General features: G+C 44.2%; 14 protein-coding genes, 3 pseudogenes and 1 riboswitch. Of the genes and pseudogenes, 10 read left to right on the forward strand and 7 right to left on the reverse strand.

Translation table 11 applies throughout. From position 1 onward, the window contains the following. Together HWY38_RS18360 and HWY38_RS18365 are read left to right on the forward strand one after the other, a co-directional pair. A pseudogene (locus HWY38_RS18360) lies at positions 1 to 1,733 on the forward strand (T7SS effector LXG polymorphic toxin); the annotation flags it as partial. Between the two features lie 20 nt (positions 1,734 to 1,753). Further along, positions 1,754 to 2,218, forward strand: coding sequence for an SMI1/KNR4 family protein (locus tag HWY38_RS18365; RefSeq protein ID WP_032873451.1), 465 nt, complete (start codon positions 1,754 to 1,756; stop codon positions 2,216 to 2,218). Positions 2,219 to 2,257: 39 nt separating this feature from the next. Here HWY38_RS18365 and HWY38_RS18370 read toward each other — a convergent pair whose 3' ends face one another. Both HWY38_RS18370 and HWY38_RS18375 read right to left on the reverse strand, forming a co-directional pair. Further along, entirely contained in the window at positions 2,258 to 2,539 is a 282-nt protein-coding gene (locus HWY38_RS18370; protein ID WP_224182349.1) for a hypothetical protein, read from the reverse strand. Then, positions 2,532 to 3,110, reverse strand: a complete 579-nt coding sequence (locus HWY38_RS18375) for a MarR family winged helix-turn-helix transcriptional regulator (RefSeq protein WP_224182350.1) — start codon at positions 3,108 to 3,110, stop codon at positions 2,532 to 2,534. Before HWY38_RS18375 ends, HWY38_RS18370 begins: the two co-directional genes overlap by 8 nt. A gap of 199 nt (positions 3,111 to 3,309) precedes the next feature. On the opposite strand from HWY38_RS18375, the gene HWY38_RS18380 reads away from it, so the two are divergent. Then, entirely contained in the window at positions 3,310 to 3,534 is a 225-nt protein-coding gene (locus HWY38_RS18380; protein ID WP_045207689.1) for a hypothetical protein, read from the forward strand. Between the two features lie 43 nt (positions 3,535 to 3,577). Here HWY38_RS18380 and HWY38_RS18385 read toward each other — a convergent pair. Further along, a pseudogene (locus tag HWY38_RS18385) lies at positions 3,578 to 3,861 on the reverse strand (hypothetical protein). A gap of 85 nt (positions 3,862 to 3,946) precedes the next feature. After that, positions 3,947 to 6,010 carry a molybdopterin oxidoreductase family protein gene (locus HWY38_RS18390; protein WP_224182351.1) on the reverse strand — a complete coding sequence of 688 codons (2,064 nt, stop codon included), beginning with the start codon at positions 6,008 to 6,010 and terminating at the stop codon, positions 3,947 to 3,949. A gap of 147 nt (positions 6,011 to 6,157) precedes the next feature. After that, positions 6,158 to 6,250, forward strand: a riboswitch (SAM riboswitch). Between the two features lie 121 nt (positions 6,251 to 6,371). On the opposite strand from HWY38_RS18390, the gene HWY38_RS18395 reads away from it, so the two are divergent. Genes HWY38_RS18395 through HWY38_RS18405 form a run of 3 tightly spaced genes read left to right on the forward strand, consistent with a single transcriptional unit; the run spans position 6,372 to position 10,142 of the window. Beyond that, on the forward strand, positions 6,372 to 7,388 hold the full coding sequence (locus tag HWY38_RS18395) for a 2-hydroxyacid dehydrogenase (RefSeq protein WP_224182352.1): 1,017 nt from the start codon (positions 6,372 to 6,374) through the stop codon (positions 7,386 to 7,388). Beyond that, positions 7,381 to 8,847: an FGGY-family carbohydrate kinase gene (locus tag HWY38_RS18400; protein ID WP_224182353.1), complete on the forward strand. Its 1,467-nt coding sequence runs from the start codon at positions 7,381 to 7,383 to the stop codon at positions 8,845 to 8,847. Before HWY38_RS18395 ends, HWY38_RS18400 begins: the two co-directional genes overlap by 8 nt. A gap of 47 nt (positions 8,848 to 8,894) precedes the next feature. After that, positions 8,895 to 10,142 (forward strand): RbtT/DalT/CsbX family MFS transporter, encoded by a 1,248-nt coding sequence (locus HWY38_RS18405; protein WP_224182354.1) that lies wholly within the window; start codon positions 8,895 to 8,897, stop codon positions 10,140 to 10,142. Between the two features lie 31 nt (positions 10,143 to 10,173). Here HWY38_RS18405 and HWY38_RS18410 read toward each other — a convergent pair. Both HWY38_RS18410 and HWY38_RS18415 read right to left on the reverse strand, forming a co-directional pair. Next, a pseudogene (locus tag HWY38_RS18410) lies at positions 10,174 to 10,934 on the reverse strand (hypothetical protein). A 65-nt stretch (positions 10,935 to 10,999) separates the two neighbouring features. Further along, a complete protein-coding gene (locus HWY38_RS18415) occupies positions 11,000 to 11,305 on the reverse strand; it encodes a DUF948 domain-containing protein (protein WP_224182355.1) in 306 nt (101 codons plus the stop codon). Positions 11,306 to 11,434: 129 nt separating this feature from the next. Between HWY38_RS18415 and HWY38_RS18420 the strand changes: the two genes are divergently transcribed. The 4 genes from HWY38_RS18420 (at position 11,435) to proB (ending at position 14,983) form a co-directional block, all read left to right on the forward strand. Then, complete coding sequence (locus tag HWY38_RS18420) at positions 11,435 to 12,151, forward strand: 3-ketoacyl-ACP reductase (RefSeq protein ID WP_007407344.1); 717 nt, start codon at positions 11,435 to 11,437, stop codon at positions 12,149 to 12,151. A gap of 285 nt (positions 12,152 to 12,436) precedes the next feature. Further along, positions 12,437 to 12,805, forward strand: a complete 369-nt coding sequence (gene rtp, locus HWY38_RS18425) for a replication termination protein (protein ID WP_224182356.1) — start codon at positions 12,437 to 12,439, stop codon at positions 12,803 to 12,805. Positions 12,806 to 12,991: 186 nt separating this feature from the next. Continuing rightward, positions 12,992 to 13,840, forward strand: a complete 849-nt coding sequence (proC, locus tag HWY38_RS18430; protein ID WP_014418088.1) for a pyrroline-5-carboxylate reductase — start codon at positions 12,992 to 12,994, stop codon at positions 13,838 to 13,840. A 24-nt stretch (positions 13,841 to 13,864) separates the two neighbouring features. Further along, positions 13,865 to 14,983, forward strand: a complete 1,119-nt coding sequence (gene proB, locus HWY38_RS18435) for a glutamate 5-kinase (RefSeq protein ID WP_007611899.1) — start codon at positions 13,865 to 13,867, stop codon at positions 14,981 to 14,983. 60 nt (positions 14,984 to 15,043) lie between these two features. Here proB and HWY38_RS18440 read toward each other — a convergent pair whose 3' ends face one another. After that, positions 15,044 to 15,946, reverse strand: coding sequence for a LysR family transcriptional regulator (locus HWY38_RS18440; protein WP_003153836.1), 903 nt, complete (start codon positions 15,944 to 15,946; stop codon positions 15,044 to 15,046). Between the last annotated feature and the right edge of the window lie 118 nt (positions 15,947 to 16,064).

The raw sequence follows: 16,064 nt of genomic DNA on the forward strand, positions 1-16,064 counted from the left end.
CAGATTAGAGAACAATTTATCAATCTCAGAAAAGCGTTTCAGGGAATGGCTGACTTAGACGACAGTGAGTTTTCAGGCAAAGGCGCAGACAACATTAAAGCATTCTTTCAAGATCACGCCGGTGTCACAGACAGCTGGCTTGATCTGATCGATATGAAAATTGCTTTTCTTAACAGTATTTCTGGAAAAGTAGCTGATGCCGGATTGGCCGATTCGTTTGTGGAAGAGTCCTTTTTAGAACATGAGCTGATTCATGCGAAGAATAAATCAAAAGCCATCATGCAGGAGCAGCGCAATGAAATGAAAGGTATCCTTGATGAAATCAGCGATATCATTCATCTTGATGTTTTCTCCACAGAAGATGTCGATCAAAAGCTGGATTCAGCAGACAAAAAACGGGATAAGACCATACATAAACTCGGAAAGCTTGATCACGATCTAACGAAAGAATACGCAGAAACCGAGGCAAATGAACATTTCATCCAGGCCGATTTTCAGCAGCTCCAAAATGCAACAGGCAAAGGAAAAGGCGCCACGCCGCTTCACTACAACGCCGAGGCGTACAGAGAAAGTGACATACATAAGAAAAAAGGCGAGATTGCAAGACATTCGGACGCTTATTTGACGATTAAGAAGGAAGAAGCGAAAGAGCGGGAAATCAAGGATTTGAAGAAAAAGATCGCCGATGGAGTAACTGATCCGGATGAATACTTAGAGATTGCGAAGAAGATCGGTTACGAGAACCTTGAACTTCCCAGCAGCAATATGTGATGCAGCTTGAACAAGCAAAACAGCTGGAAGAAGCCGGAGAAGTGACTTGGGATATTTTAAAAGGAGCCGGCGTCGGTCTTTATGATGTCGGGAAAGACACGGTAACAGGTTTATGGCAACTGATCAATAAGCCTGATGAAGTTGTTGAAGGTATCATAGGGGCAATTGCTCATCCAATTAACACGTATAATGCCATTTCAACAGCTATTGAGGAATCGTATCAAAAAGATATGGTAAATGGAGATGCGTATTCCCGATCAAGATGGGTGACATATGCGGTCGGTTCAGTGGCTGTGGCTGTCGTCGGAACGAAAGGCGCGGGAGCCGTTAACAAAGCTGATGCGGCGGGGAAGGTCATAAACAAGGCAGGACAGGCAGGGAAGAAAATAAAAGACGTTAAACTTCCAGATTTGCTTCCGTATAATCCTAAGTATAAGCTTGCTCTGTCGGGTGACGTACCATACAATGTGGTTGACAGCCAAAACCTTAAAAATAAACTTGTGACCAATGCAAAGAAAATCCCGGATGGAACGAGAAAGCCGTTTACTGGTCAAGAAATAAACCTTCCTTGGTTAAATAAAGAAAAGTATGGTGCCTTTGAGGTTAAGGGCAAGGTAAAAGCAAAGGGAAAAGTTAAAGACATAAGCCGCAGAGTGTATACTATGAAAGATATTGATATGAACCAAAAAAATCGTAAAGGCCTTACGAATCTTCAATTAATGAAAAGTGGAAATGCACCTTTTGCGAAAGATGGGACACAAATAAATCTACACCATTTAATTCAAGAGGAACCTGGTCCAATGCTTGAAATTCCAAATAGCTTACATACTAAATATAGCGGCATTATCCATAGGCTTAAATCTGATGGTGAAAGCTTTAGAAACGATCCGGTTTTAAAAGCCCAGTATGATAATTTCCGAGACAGGTATTGGAAATGGAGAGCAAAACAATATGAAAAATAAAAAAGGAATGAGAGATATCAATGGACTTATATGAAAAAACTATAGAGTTTATAACTGAAAATAAAGCAGACAGTTATTTTACTAGAGGAATAAGTGAAAAAGAGATTATTAATATAGAGAAGGAGCTCCAACTACACCTTCCTGATAGTTATAAATGGTTTCTGAGAAACTTTGGCTCTGGCGGCTTATATGGAATTGATATTTTAGGGTATGACTTTGGCGGGGCTTCGGTAGTTGAAACCACAGAGGAATATCGTAATTATTATCATTTATCTGATGGACTTGTGATACTAGAAGATATTGATTTTTTTGCTTATGCCTTAGATACTAATAAAATGAACAGTAATAATGAATGCCCTGTTTTTATTTGGGATAGAGTGCTTGGATATCAAGACAAGCTAGCCGACAGCTTTATTGAATTTTTCTACAGAAGGTTGCTTGAAAAAAAAGAAAACTGGGAAGAAGATGAAGACTGGGACGATTAATAAAAGAAAGCTCTCTTTTAGAGAGCTTTTTTTAGGTTTTCAATTTTTAACAGGCTTTATAATGAGCAAACAGGCATTACTCAAAATACTCGCCGCGCCTATCCAAAGCAGCCATTGTGTTGCGGTCAGCCATGAGGCAGTTAGGATAAAGAGTCCAATGGCAATTGATATATAATTGCCGGCTCGGTCCAGTTTGCGTTTGCGATGAATTTTATATTTAGCATGAGAAATAAATTGATCAATTTTATCTTTCAGCTCATAGCATTTTTCCTTTATCTTATCCTCTGTTTCTTCTACTTTTCGATAAAGCATATTATTCATCGTCTGTACTCCCATATCGCCGTTTTGAAAATTCAGCCATGATTTTTTCTTCATAGTCATCTGAGATGAATTGTGCCTGATCTTCAACTTTCAAATGTGCTTTTTCTTCAAAACCATCCTGTTCTTCACCATCAAAACGATAAAGTTTTTGCAATAGCCTCCAGAATGTTTCAATTTCATCAGTTGTGAAGTCATGAAACATATCCGCTAAAAAATAGGTGGATTTTTCTGAACAGGAAATTAACGCTTTTTTTCCTTCAGCGGTAATCTCAATATTGATTGCACGTTTATCCAGTTTGCTTGGCACAGTGTGAACATATCCTTTTTTCGCGAGGCTTGAAATTAATTTGTTAGCGGTTTGTTTTGTTGTGCCCAGCTTTTTAGCGATATTCATAAGGGTGGTATCTTCCGTCGGTAAATGGGCAATAGCAATAAGAGTCATGTGCTGTCGGGAAGTCAGCATTTCTAAGTATTCATCCCCCCGAGTCTGCACTTTATTGACAACCGAAAATAATGATGCGTAACTTTGCTGCATAACATGCAGTTCCTTCATTAATAATTTAATATCCATAAGTTATCTCCTATCTAAATCGTCACCATGTTGACAATTACAATATACATCGAGATGGAAAATAAGTCAACATGGTGACTAATAGCAGCGGGTGCGGCTGTTTTCAAAAATGTCACAGGCAGTCGGAGTGTTTACAGAAGGGGAAATAAGTATAATAAATGCGAAAAGGGCGTTAATCTAAAGTGGGAAGGTGTTTGACATGCAGAAAGTGAACTGGTCAGAACAGTATGAATGGTTCAATAAACAAGATGAAAAAGACGGGCGTTTAATGGCGCTCCTTCGTCATGAGCTTACATATGAGGAAGTCATACGGTTATATATGAAAGGGTTTTATTTGCAATCAAAAGAAGGGGATGTTTCGTTACGTAAGAACGATATCTGTCGTATGTTTGGGGTTGAAGAGAGGCAGGGCGGCAAATCTTAATGAACGGGAAGAGAAAAGCTCTTCCCGCTTTTCATAGCAGCTGTTATTCTTTTTCCAGCATGGAAGTCAGCCATTCTCTTAATGCCGTCTTCTGCACATACCGCTTTCCGTTTCTCGTGATATGCGGAATGTCAGAGGTGCAGGCATGATTTGTTTCGCTTCTTCCTTCGTAACTCCTAAATAATAACCAATATAATAGTGTGAATCTTTTTCTTTAATGTGAATGTGGTCAGTGTGTTCATGAGGATCAGGTGAATTAAAGTTTTTCAATCCGTCTCCGATGAAATATCCGGCTAAAGCGATTCCAATGCCGGTAATGATATCCATACAGCAAATCTCCAATAAACGTTATCACTTTTTATACGGTGAAGCCGGCCGATAGGATTCAGCCTTCAGCAAAACCGCCGGGCGTTTATTGCGGACGGTTTTGATTGCTGAGCTTTTCCACCTGCACCTTTCCGGAGAAGAAAACAGCGCCTCCGCCCATATCCGCCAGCCGATCGGGCGTGAGCGAATTGACGAGCTGTTTTTTATCATCCATATCGGCCCAAAGACCTTGGCTGACTGCAACGCCGGGAAGCACCTGTTCGCCAACCGAAGCTGTTAATTCACACTCGCCGCGGTGATTCCAAACTCTAACGGTTTCCCCGTCTTCTATGTTCCGGCGTACAGCATCCTCTGTATGAATAAAAAGCTTTGGCGCTTTTTCCAGTTTTACGTGTTTTTCGTTATTCGAAAATGTCGAATTTAAAAAATTATGATTCGGTCCCGGGACAAATAAAAGCGGAAAATCGTCATCGCTCTCAAGAGGGATGTGTGTCGGCAGCGCCGGATAACCGTCCTGTTTCATCTTTTCCGAATATAATTCAATTCTTCCGCTCGGTGTCTTGAGCTTTCCCAGAAAAAGCGGTTTTTTTCGTTTGGCTTTCATGAAGGAATGGCGTGAGAGCGCTTCGTAATCAATATCCTCGATATACGGATTGTCGGGAAAGTCCAGCGCCTGTCTGATCAATTCTTCATCGGAATCCTGAAGCTCCTGCTCGGTAAATCCCATTGCTCCGGCAAGCAAACGGAACACTTCCGTATTTGATTTGCTGTTCCCGTAGGGTTCGATCACCGGTTTTTGCAGCTGAATAAAATGATGCCAGTAAGACGTGTAAAAATCCGTGTTTTCAAAAGCGGATGCAGCAGGGAGCACGATATCCGCATATTTGGCGGTTTCCGTTAAAAATAGATCGTGAACGACTGTAAATAAATCCTCCCGCAGCAGGCCTTTTCTGACTTTATTCGCTTCCGGCGCAACCACTGCGGGATTCGTACCGTAAATAAACAGGGAGCGCACGGGCGGTTTTGTTTCTAAAAGAACGCTTCCGAGCCTGTTCATATTAAATGATCGTGGCTTCCTGCCGTAAAGCAGATCAGGCCGCTGAAGCGCTTGTCTGTTATAGTTTAATACCGCGCTGTTGTGCTTGATTGCGCCTCCTCCGGTGTTGAGCCATTGTCCTGTAACAGCCGGAAGGCAGGCGACGGTGCGGACGATCATTCCGCCATTGTCATGGTGCTGAATGCCGTTTCCGATCCTGATAAGGGAAGGGGAGGTTTCCCCGTACATTCTCGCAAGGCGTCTGATATCGTCGGCTTTAACGCCTGTAATAGCAGAAACCGTTTCCGGATCATAGTGTTTGACATGCGCTTTTAATTCTTCACTGCCTTCGGTGTACTCTGTGAGAAATGCTTCATCGTGAAGGTTCTCGTCGAATAAGACATGCATGATACCGAGGGCGAGTGCGGCATCTGTGCCGGGACGAATGGGAATAAACCAATCGGCAAGCCGGCCGGTTTGGTTCTTATGTACATCGATAACGACAATTTTAGCCCCTTTTTTTCGGGCTTTTTGAGCAATCATGACTTGGTGCATATTCGTGCTGACGGCATTGATTCCCCAAAAAATAAAGAGCTTAGCATGTATGGTCTCCTCCGGATCAGTACCCGCTCCTTCACCCATTGTATAGTTATAGCCTTCAGATCCGGCTTTGCTGCAAATCGTCCGTTCGAGATGACTCGCTCCGAGACGATGGAAAAAACGGCGGTCCATTCCCTCTGCCGCCAGTTTTCCCATATTGCCGTAAAAGCTGTACGGAAGAATGCTTTCCGCTCCTTCTTCGGCAATAAGCTCTTTCCAGCGCGCACTGATCGTATTGATCGCTTCCTCCCAGGAAATAGGCGCAAACGCGGCTTCACCTTTTTTACCGATCCGTTTTAACGGAACGGTTACGCGCTTCTCATCATAAATACGCTCAGCCATGTGTCTGACTTTGTTGCAAATATTCCCTGATGTGACCGGGTGATCGGGGTCTCCCTGAATGTTAACGATTTTTCCGTCTTTTATTGTCACAAGCAAGCCGCATTGATCGGGACAGTCTAGTGAACATACCGACTTAAAGACCCCGTTCGGCTGTGTTGCAGCAGAATTCATAGCCCATTTCTCCTCTTTGTTTATATTGTAAGCATTATAACATTTCAAAATCGAACGTCAATTCAGAAAAAAAGTGTTGACATCACGGAAAGACTTTTCTATGATGAGTTTATTCTTTTAAACAGCCTGACAATTTCATCATTTTATTTTCTATCCAGAGAGGTGGAGGGACTGGCCCTACGAAACCTCGGCAACATTTATTGTGCCAATTCCAGCAAGCGTATGCTTGAAAGATAGGAAAGAATGATCTATACATATTTGTGCGCTTCAAGCGCATAAAGACGGTATATGAATCTCTTTCCTTCTTCGGGGAAAGAGATTTTTTTATGAAAAAATTTATGTGAAAAGGATGTTTTGCACCATGACGGTTTTAATTACCGCGCCATATCACGACGAGGGGCTGAATGAGCTGACTGAGCTGTTCGGCCGGACTGTGCACCGGCCGTGGAAGAAGCACGGCCGGGCCTATCGGGAAGATGAATTAATCCGAATGATTCAAGAGACAAACGCGTCGGGGCTTATTACTGAACTTGATGAGGTGTCTGAGCGTGTTATTGACATATTGCCCGATTCTGCTTTTATCGGTATCTGCAGAGGAACGCCGTCTAACGTGGATATTGCGGCGGCGACTAAAAGAAAAATCCCCGTTTTCTTTACACCGGCCCGCAATGCCCAGGCCGTTGCTGAAATGTTTATCGGAAATGTGATTTCATTCTTGCGTCATACGTATTCTTCCCATCAGTGGCTGAAGGACGGGAAGTGGAATGGTGATTATTTGCAGGCTTACGTCAAATTCAGAGGAAATGAGCTGACGGGGAAAACAGTCGGCCTTATCGGTTTCGGAGCTGTCGGACAGAGAATCGCCCGGCTATTGGCCGCTTTTGACTGCAAGGTGCTTTACTATGACCCATTTGTCCGTCATGAAAACCGGGAGTATGAAAAAACGACGATTGAACGGGTATTTTCTGAAAGTGATATTGTTTCCGTTCACTTGCCGCGCACAGAAGAAACCATCGGCCTTATCGGCGCCCGGCACTTTCAATTGATGAAACAGGAAGCTGTTTTTGTCAATACGTCAAGAGCGGAGGTTACAGACAGGGAAGAGCTGCTGAGGGTGCTGAAAGAACGGCGGATTAAGGGAGCGATCCTTGACGTGTTTTATCACGAACCGCCTGAATCTTCTGATTATGAATTGATCTCTTTGCCGAATGTGTTAGCGACTCCCCATTTAGCGGGCGCAACATTTGAAGTGGAAGATCATCATGTGAAGATTTTAAATGAAGCGCTTTTCAAATGGAAACAAGATCAAACCTGCTCAATACGTGAACTTTATAACAAAAGAGAACTTGAAACGGAAGGAGGAGGCTGTAATGGCTGAACAAAAAGGCTACCTTGTATTTGACATCGGGACGGGGAATGCGCGAGTCGCGGTCGTGACTGCCGGCGGCGAAGTGACCGCGCTTGAAAGGGAAGACATTGAATATGTGATGGATCCGCTTTATCCGGACGGACGATATTTCTCACCGGAAGGGTTATGGAAGCAAATCAGCGCTATGGCAAGGAAGGTTATTGGCAAAAGCCCTCATATTACATTAATCGGAATCACCTCAACAAGCCAGAGGCAGGGAATTGTTCTGATCAATAAAGATAAAAAGGCATTTCTCGGTCTGCCCAACATTGATAACAGAGGGCGTGAATGGGAAGACGGGATTGAGGCAAAAGAAGAAGTGCATCAGCAAACCGGACGTCTTCCGAGCGCTTTATTTTCCGCCATGAAACTTGTCGGATTAAAAGCTAGACAGCCGTCTTTATGGAAGGAAGTGAAGTACATCACAAGCATCAGTGACTGGGTGACATTTGAGCTGAGCGGTATTTTAAGCTATGAACCGTCACAGGCTGCTGAAACACTGCTGTTTGACGTAAGGAAAAAGGCGTGGTCAGAGAAATTATGCAACATCTTCGGTGTGCCTTCTGCCATTCTTCCTTCACTCGTCCGATCTGGGACGGTTGTCGGAATGTTAACGTTTAAGAAAACGGCGGTTCTCGGTCTTTCTGAAAGAGTGCCTGTGATTGCAGGCGGGGGAGACACACAGCTTGCCATCAAAAGTGCAGATGCAAAGCCGGGAGATATCGTCATCGTATCCGGCACAACGACGCCGATTACAAAGATAACAGCGGAGACCGGAACTGAAAGTTTAGAGAATGCATGGCTGAATTGCCATACAGAAGAAGGTCAATGGCTTCTTGAAACGAATCCGGGTGTAACAGGACTCAATTATCAAAAATTAAAATCCATTTTTTATCCGAATGAATCCTACGGCGTCATGGAACGGGAAATCGCAAGTCTGCCGAAACATGATCATGCTTGTATTTCTGCGTTAGGCTCCTATTTATCGCCAGAGAAAAACGCACTGGCAAAAGGCGGATTTATTTTTGACGCTCCGCTGTCCCAAAACTTAAGCAGAGCCCATTTTGTCAAAGCCGCACTGCTGGAAATCGCTTTTTCAATCAAATGGAACTATGAGGCGTTAACAGAGGCGGCTTCCTTTTCACAAGATTATGTGAAGGTGTGCGGCGGCGGTTTCCAAAGTGATGCTTTGACGCAGTTTCTTGCTAACCTTCTCCAAAAGAAAATCTATAAGAGAGAGGGGTTCAGCCAGGCATCCGCAATGGGAGCGGCGATGATTTGCAACGCAGCTCTCGGTGTGAAAGCAGAGCTTTCGAGCCGCACGAAGGTAATTGAGCCGGAAGCGGATCAGACGGATCTCTTCCTATATGAAGAATGGAAATATACGCAAAAATTATTTACTCATTTTCAGCCGGCGGTGAAAGCCTGACTTGGGGATGAGATGACAACATGAAAGATTGCTGAGGAGGAACAAAAATGCTTAATAAGATAGGAATTCCGAAACAGCTCGCCTGGGGATTTTTAGGAGTCGTGCTGTTTATGATGGGGGACGGCCTTGAACAAGGCTGGCTCAGCCCGTTTTTAGTTGAAAACGGCTTGACGGTACAGCAATCAGCATCCCTGTTTACGGTTTACGGTATTTCTCTCGCTGTGGCGTCTTGGTTTTCAGGGGTCTGCCTCGAAGCCTTCGACGCAAAGCGGACGATGTTTATGGGGCTGTTGTTTTACGTTATCGGAACAGCCGCGTTTATCGCATACGGATTTGAAAATCTTAATTTGCCGGTGATGTATGTCACGTATTTTATTAAAGGGCTGGGTTATCCGCTGTTTGCCTATTCATTTTTGACATGGGTGATTTACCGGTCGCCGAAAAACAGGCTCAGTACGGCGGTCGGCTGGTTCTGGATTGCATATTGCTGCGGGATGTTTGTATTCGGTGCTTGGTATTCAAGCTGGGCCATCAAATCCTTCGGCTATTTGAATACACTGTGGAGTTCAATTTTCTGGGTCTGCCTCGGCGCGTTTTTTGCTTTGATTTTAAATAGGGACCGCTTTGAAAAGAAAAAGGCAGATAAGCGGGAAAAGGCGCAGGAATTAATGAAGGGAATCACCATCCTTGCTGAAAATCCGCGCGTGCTCTCTGGGGGGATCATTCGGATCATTAACAGCATCGGAACATACGGATTTCCGGTATTTCTTCCGATGCATATGGCGCAGCACGGCATTTCTACAAATGTATGGCTTCAAATTTGGGGAACGATCTTTCTCGGAAATATCGTCTTTAACTTAATATTCGGCGCAGTCGGCGATGCATTCGGCTGGAAGAAGACTGTCATGTGGTTCGGGGGAGTGGGCTGCGGCATTTTTACTCTTTTATTATATTATGCTCCTGTTGTATCACATGGGAACTTGCTTTTCGTCAGCATTGTCGGTTTTATATGGGGAGGGCTCCTCGCCGGGTTCGTTCCGATCGGGGCTATCGTGCCGACGGCGGCCGGCAGCGATAAAGGTGCTGCCATGTCTGTGTTAAATCTGGCTGCGGGCCTGTCGGCATTTGTCGGCCCCGCGCTTGCCTGGGCGTTCATCGGGCTTGTCGGCGCACAAGGCGTTGTATGGATTTTCGCAACGCTCTATTTCGTAAGTGCAATCTTGACAAATCAAATCAAAATACCTGAAGAGAAAACGGCAAAACACAATAAAGCATTGCCTGAATACGCTTCTTAACAGCAGCGCCCCGAAAATTCGGGGCGTTTTTTTACAGCTGCTGAAGAAACCCGGCAAAGCGCTGAATTTGTTCACGTAACGATTGTTTGTTTTCGTGAAATTGTTTGAAACGATGTCCGTTTGCTCCGGACGGATGCGGGAAGCCTTCCAGAATAAACGCATGACCCATTCTGCCGTTCTTCTTCAGCATGCGGCAGGCTGATTCTGCTGCTTTGCCGAGAGGGATAAGCAGAATGTCCTTTTCCATCGTTTCTATTTCATCCGGAAAACATTTCAGCGCGTAACGGCTGAGAAGAGCTGACCTGCTGATTGCCGGCCGATGTCCCGTATAGTTTTTCTGTTTATAAAAAACAGGGTGTTTGATAACGGACGTTGTATGAAGAAGCTCTCGTTTTGAATCAAATAACCGGGATGAATCCTCAACGTGAAGCGCGGCCGGCAGACCGCATTCATTAAGCATTTCGATGATGTTCTGTCTCATTGAACCGGAAAGTCCGGCCGCTTTTTTTGTTTCATACGCTATCGTTTCAAGCGTTTCGCCATCTTTTAAAAGCTGTGCCGCTTTTTTGTAAGCCAGCTGCATTTGAAAAAACCGGGTGTGATTCCGGAAATGGCAACGACTGCATGAGGATTAATATATTCATTATGAGGCGAATAATACAAATCCAGATCTCCGTCCTTGGATAAATGGAAAGCCGGAGTCAGCAAATCCGATTTTGTAAACCCTCCCGAATATGATAGTGCTTTAAGCTACTGCAAAAAATGCGCAAGCCGCTCACGATCGCAAATCATGTTATGCCTCCTTGAATCCGCCAGTTTCTCTTAGTGTCATCAAAAACGTCGGATGACATGCAGGCTCATACATCACTTTTACCGGCGTTCCAGAGCATTTTTAAGACGTGAGGCGTTCCTTTAACTTCAGCCGCCGTCGTTTGCACGGCTGTTTTTTTAGTGAGAAAATCTTCCTGCAGTTCTTTCTGCTTTTGCGATAACAGATCGGTTTCTGTTTTGATTTCATCAACGGCCGTCTGCATGGACGCTGTCGCGGCGTTAATCTTCTTTATATCAGGCGCTGTGTTTCTTTTAAAACGCACGGCGGATACGGCTGCATAAATGAATGCGGCAGCCGCAACGGCAGCACTGATATACAAAATGATGATCATCTGCTTTTCACTCCTTTTTTTCAATTGATACCCTTTACGGATCGTGTTGAATCATTTTATTTGCTAATTGTTTTTTTTCTGCTTATAATGTGAAATCGTACATAAGGACATTCAGAAAGGGTGAAAGACGTGGAAAGCTTACAAAACAAAACGGCTCTTATCACGGGTGCGGGCAGAGGAATCGGCCGCGCCGCCGCTATCGCTTTAGCCAAAGAAGGAGTCAATATCGGTTTAATCGGCCGCACAGAAGCAAATGTCGAAAAGGTTGCGGAAGAAGTGAAAGCCCTTGGTGTAAAGGCATCATTCGCTGCTGCCGATGTAAAAAACCAAAAAGAGGTTGAACAAGCCGTCTCCTCTATTAAAGAAGAACTCGGTGAGATTGACATCTTGATTAACAATGCCGGAATCAGCAAATTCGGCGGATTTTTGGATCTTACGCCTGAAGAGTGGGAAGACATCATTCAAGTTAATGTAATGGGTGTATACCACGTGACACGCGCCGTTCTTCCTGAAATGATTGAGAGAAAATCAGGAGATATCATTAATATTTCTTCTACGGCGGGCCAAAGAGGCGCCGCGGCGACAAGTGCGTACAGCGCTTCTAAATTTGCCGTTCTCGGTCTGACTGAATCTCTCATGCAGGAAGTCAGAAAACACAACATCCGTGTCAGCGCAATGACTCCAAGCACGGTTGCCAGCGACATGTCTATTGAATTAAATCTGACAGACGGCAATCCGGAAAAAGTCATGCAGCCTGAGGATCTTGCAGAATATATGGTTGCTCAATTGAAATTACATCCGCGCATTTTCATCAAAACTGCCGGTTTGTGGTCAACGAATCCTTAAACAAAAGGGGACCTGTCTTCACGACGGGTCTTTTTTGTTTCCGCAAACCTGAATAAATAGGCATAAAAATCCGTTTTTACAGAAAAAAGAGTGAAAAAGAAACCGATATCAGCTATAATTAAACTAAATAAACTATGTACCAAATGTTCATTAAGATTATTTTTCCCCGCCTCCAAAAAACAAATCTATACAAACCAAACTGTCCGAACGATAAAAGGGAAAATGAAATATAAAGAGAATATTTAGTACATGGAATAATTTGTTAGAAGGAAGGGTGTGCACATAATGAAAGAAGAAAAAAGAAGTTCAACCGGTTTTTTAGTGAAACAAAGAGCTTTTTTAAAGCTTTACATGATTACAATGACAGAGCAGGAACGGCTTTACGGACTGAAGCTTCTCGAGGTGCTGCGTTCGGAATTTAAACCCATCGGTTTTAAGCCGAATCATACCGAGGTATACCGTTCGCTTCACGAACTTTTAGATGACGGGATTTTAAAGCAAGTAAAAGTGAAAAAAGAAGGAGCCAAACTCCAGGAAGTCGTTCTCTATCAATTTAAAGACTATGAAGCAGCGAGGCTTTACAAAAAACAGCTGAAGACAGAGCTTGACCGCTGCAAAAAGCTGATTGAAAAAGCCATTTCAGATAATTTTTAATTTCGGCCGGAACGCACCCGGCCTCCCGGGCTCAAAAGGGTTTGTAAGGTATGTTCTGTGATTCATTATACATAATAGCAGGCTCGGAACAATACATATCAATAGAACCTTCAAACTTGACATCGACTCTTGAAGTGGTAACATAAAAAACGTGTGAAAAATACGAACAAAATACGAACAAGGGAGATGTTACCGATCTTAGATCAAAAGAAAGTTGCTTTTATCGGAGCAGGATCAATGGCTGAAGGAATGATATCAGGCATGGTCCGCGCAAAAAAAATTCCCAACCAAAACATCTGCGTGACAAACCGCCGCAATACAGAGCGACTCGCTGAATTGGAACATCAGTACGGAATTCAGGGCATTGCTTTTGACAGCATGAAAACCGAAGATATTGATGTCTTTATTTTAGCCATGAAGCCGAAGGATGCCGAAATCGCTCTGGCTACGCTGAAACGGCGTATTCAACCTCATCAAATTATCCTGTCTGTTCTGGCAGGCATAACAACCTCATTTATACAACAATCATTACATGACCGTCAGCCTGTTGTAAGAGTGATGCCGAACACATCCAGCATGATCGGCGAATCGGCAACAGCTGCGGCTTTCGGAGACCATGTCTCTTACGGTTCAGCAAAAACCGCGGTATCCCTTTTGGAATGCCTCGGGGAAGTGTACGTGATCAAGGAAGATCAGATGGACATTTTCACCGGCATCGCAGGCAGCGGACCGGCGTACTTTTATTATTTAATGGAGTTTATTGAAAAAGCAGGTGAAGAAGCCGGCTTAGACAAACGGCTGTCCCGCAAAATCGGCGCGCAAACGTTATTGGGCGCCGCTAAAATGCTGATGGAAACGGGTGAAAAACCGGATGTGCTTCGGGAAAACATCACCTCTCCAAACGGCACGACGGAAGCCGGCCTCGATGCGCTCAGGTCAGAAGGCGGCGGAGAAGCCATTGCCAAAGCCATTAAACACGCGACCGAACGTTCTATTGAGATCAGCAAAACAATTGAAAAAACGGCAGCACTATAATCGTTAAAAAACAGGAGTGATACAGTGACGTCTCGGACGAAGATCAAAAGAGTCGCGGTGAAAATCGGCAGCAGCTCACTGACGAGCCTGCACGGGGAAATCAGCAGAAGAAAGCTGGAAGCATTGGTGGATCAAATCGCACAGCTGAAAGACAGCGGCTATGAAGTGATTTTAGTATCTTCCGGCGCAGTGGCGGCAGGTTATCGGAAGCTCGGATTTATTCAGAAACCGGAAAGCCTCCCTGAAAAACAGGCTTCCGCTTCCATCGGGCAGGGATTATTAATGGAGGCTTATTCAAAGCTGTTTTTAGCGCACGGTTATGTCGCATCACAAATTTTAATTACAAGAAGCGACTTTTCCGATGAATACCGCTACCATAATGTGCGCAATACGATGAACGTCCTTTTGGAACGGGGCATTATTCCGATTATTAATGAAAATGACACGGTCACAGTCAATCGGCTGAAATTCGGAGATAACGATACACTCGCAGCGAAGGTGGCAGGTTTAATTGATGCCGACATGCTTGTGATTTTATCAGACATTGACGGTTTATATGATGATAATCCGCGCAGCAACCCGAAAGCGAAAAGAATCAGACATGTAAGTGACATCACTCCGGAAATAGAAGCAAGCGCGGGAGATGCCGGGAGTGAAATGGGAACCGGCGGAATGCGTTCGAAACTGGATGCTTTTAAAATTGTGATGGCCTCCGGTATTAAAGGCTTTCTCGGGCAGGCCAACATTCCGGACATTCTGCTTCAAGCGGTAGATGAGGCGGCTGAAGGAACTTATTTTGAAGCGGAAGGAACCCTGCCGTTAAACCACAAAGAACAATGGCTTGCATTTAATTCCGGCCCCGAAGGCGAAATTGTGATGGAAAAAGAAAGCAGCCGCGATGTCGCGAACGGAAATATGGAGCTGTCACCGCAGGACATCGAGCAGATTAAGGGCAGATTCAGCAGCGGAGCGGTTGTCAGGCTGCTTGATCAGCAGGGAGAAGAGCTCGGACTCGGCATCGTCAACTATTCCTCAGCCCAGCTGAAGACTTTTAAAGAAACGCCGCCCAAACAGACCGATCAATCAGTCATTGATCCGGAAGCGTTTGTCTGCCACGTTGAACTATCCATTCCGATCGGCTGAGAAAGATCTATAAAAATATGAAAAAGCCCGAGGCTTCGTTTTGAAGCTCGGGTTTGTTTTTTATTGATATTGTTCAAGTTTGGAGAAAAATTGAATGACAAAATGATAGAAATCATTTGCAGACGGAGCCAGTTCCCTTCCTTTTGGTTTAATAATGCCTACGGTACGCTTCACTTGAGGAAATTCAATCGGAATTTTGACCGTGAACCGGGGTGTGGTTTCCGCAAAGGTGCTTTCAGGTAATAAAGTAACTCCCATCCCCGCGGAGACTAATCCTTTAATGGCATCTAAATCCTCGCCTTCCGTCGATACAAGCGGCGCAAAGCCGGCCTGTCTGCAAGCGTCAATTGCCATATTGCGGAGAATAAATCCTTCAGGAAATAAAACAAATTGGTCGCCGCGCAGATCAATTAAATGGATATTTTTCTGTTTAGCAAGCGGATGGTGCAGCGGAACAAGCGCGTAAATCTTTTCTGTGAATAAGATATTGCCTGTTATGTCGGGAAATTCCGTCGGAACGGGGCCGAGCAGCGCCGCATCTATGTCCCTGTTTCTCACGGCTTCAATTAAAAACTTATAAGATCCTTGGCGGAGCAAAAACTCAACGTTCGGGTATTCCTCTTTAAATGCCGAAATCACCGTCGGCAAAAGCTGGCTTGCAAGGCTCGTGGGAAATCCTATTTTGACGGTTCCGCGATTCGGATCAAGATATTCATCAATTTGTTCTTTCGCGTAATCAATTGCTTTCATCGCCGTTTTAACATGTTCTAAAAATTGTTTGCCGATCGGCGTTAATTTAATATTTCTGCCTTCCCGTTCAAATAAAGTGACTTTCAGCTCTTCTTCAAGATTTGCAATCTGCCTGCTGATGGCGGATTGTGCGACATGCAGATGATCAGCCGCTTCTGACACATGTTCCCGTTCTGCTACCTCCATAAAATACCGAAGCTGGCGTAATTCCATTGCGTTCACACCTATCTATCTCATTTTGAGATGTATTTGATCTAAATTATATATTGTTTATATTGTTTTGAAAACTTACAATTAATTTAAAGTTGTCAGATTTTATGACCGATAATTA

Source organism: Bacillus sp. KS1, assembly GCF_020075515.1.
Classification (GTDB): domain Bacteria; phylum Bacillota; class Bacilli; order Bacillales; family Bacillaceae; genus Bacillus; species Bacillus velezensis.

What these genes read in the sequence shown, in the direction of transcription:
- HWY38_RS18400 (WP_224182353.1), top strand. Translation starts at nt 7,381, where the DNA reads ATGGCTGAACAAAAAGGCTACCTTGTATTTGACATCGGGACGGGGAAT.
- HWY38_RS18370 (WP_224182349.1), bottom strand. Translation starts at nt 2,539, where the DNA reads ATGAATAATATGCTTTATCGAAAAGTAGAAGAAACAGAGGATAAGATA.
- HWY38_RS18390 (WP_224182351.1), bottom strand. Translation starts at nt 6,010, where the DNA reads ATGAATTCTGCTGCAACACAGCCGAACGGGGTCTTTAAGTCGGTATGT.
- HWY38_RS18375 (WP_224182350.1), bottom strand. Translation starts at nt 3,110, where the DNA reads ATGGATATTAAATTATTAATGAAGGAACTGCATGTTATGCAGCAAAGT.
- HWY38_RS18395 (WP_224182352.1), top strand. Translation starts at nt 6,372, where the DNA reads ATGACGGTTTTAATTACCGCGCCATATCACGACGAGGGGCTGAATGAG.
- HWY38_RS18380 (WP_045207689.1), top strand. Translation starts at nt 3,310, where the DNA reads ATGCAGAAAGTGAACTGGTCAGAACAGTATGAATGGTTCAATAAACAA.
- rtp (WP_224182356.1), top strand. Translation starts at nt 12,437, where the DNA reads ATGAAAGAAGAAAAAAGAAGTTCAACCGGTTTTTTAGTGAAACAAAGA.
- proC (WP_014418088.1), top strand. Translation starts at nt 12,992, where the DNA reads ATGTTACCGATCTTAGATCAAAAGAAAGTTGCTTTTATCGGAGCAGGA.
- HWY38_RS18405 (WP_224182354.1), top strand. Translation starts at nt 8,895, where the DNA reads ATGCTTAATAAGATAGGAATTCCGAAACAGCTCGCCTGGGGATTTTTA.
- HWY38_RS18365 (WP_032873451.1), top strand. Translation starts at nt 1,754, where the DNA reads ATGGACTTATATGAAAAAACTATAGAGTTTATAACTGAAAATAAAGCA.
- HWY38_RS18440 (WP_003153836.1), bottom strand. Translation starts at nt 15,946, where the DNA reads ATGGAATTACGCCAGCTTCGGTATTTTATGGAGGTAGCAGAACGGGAA.
- HWY38_RS18415 (WP_224182355.1), bottom strand. Translation starts at nt 11,305, where the DNA reads ATGATCATCATTTTGTATATCAGTGCTGCCGTTGCGGCTGCCGCATTC.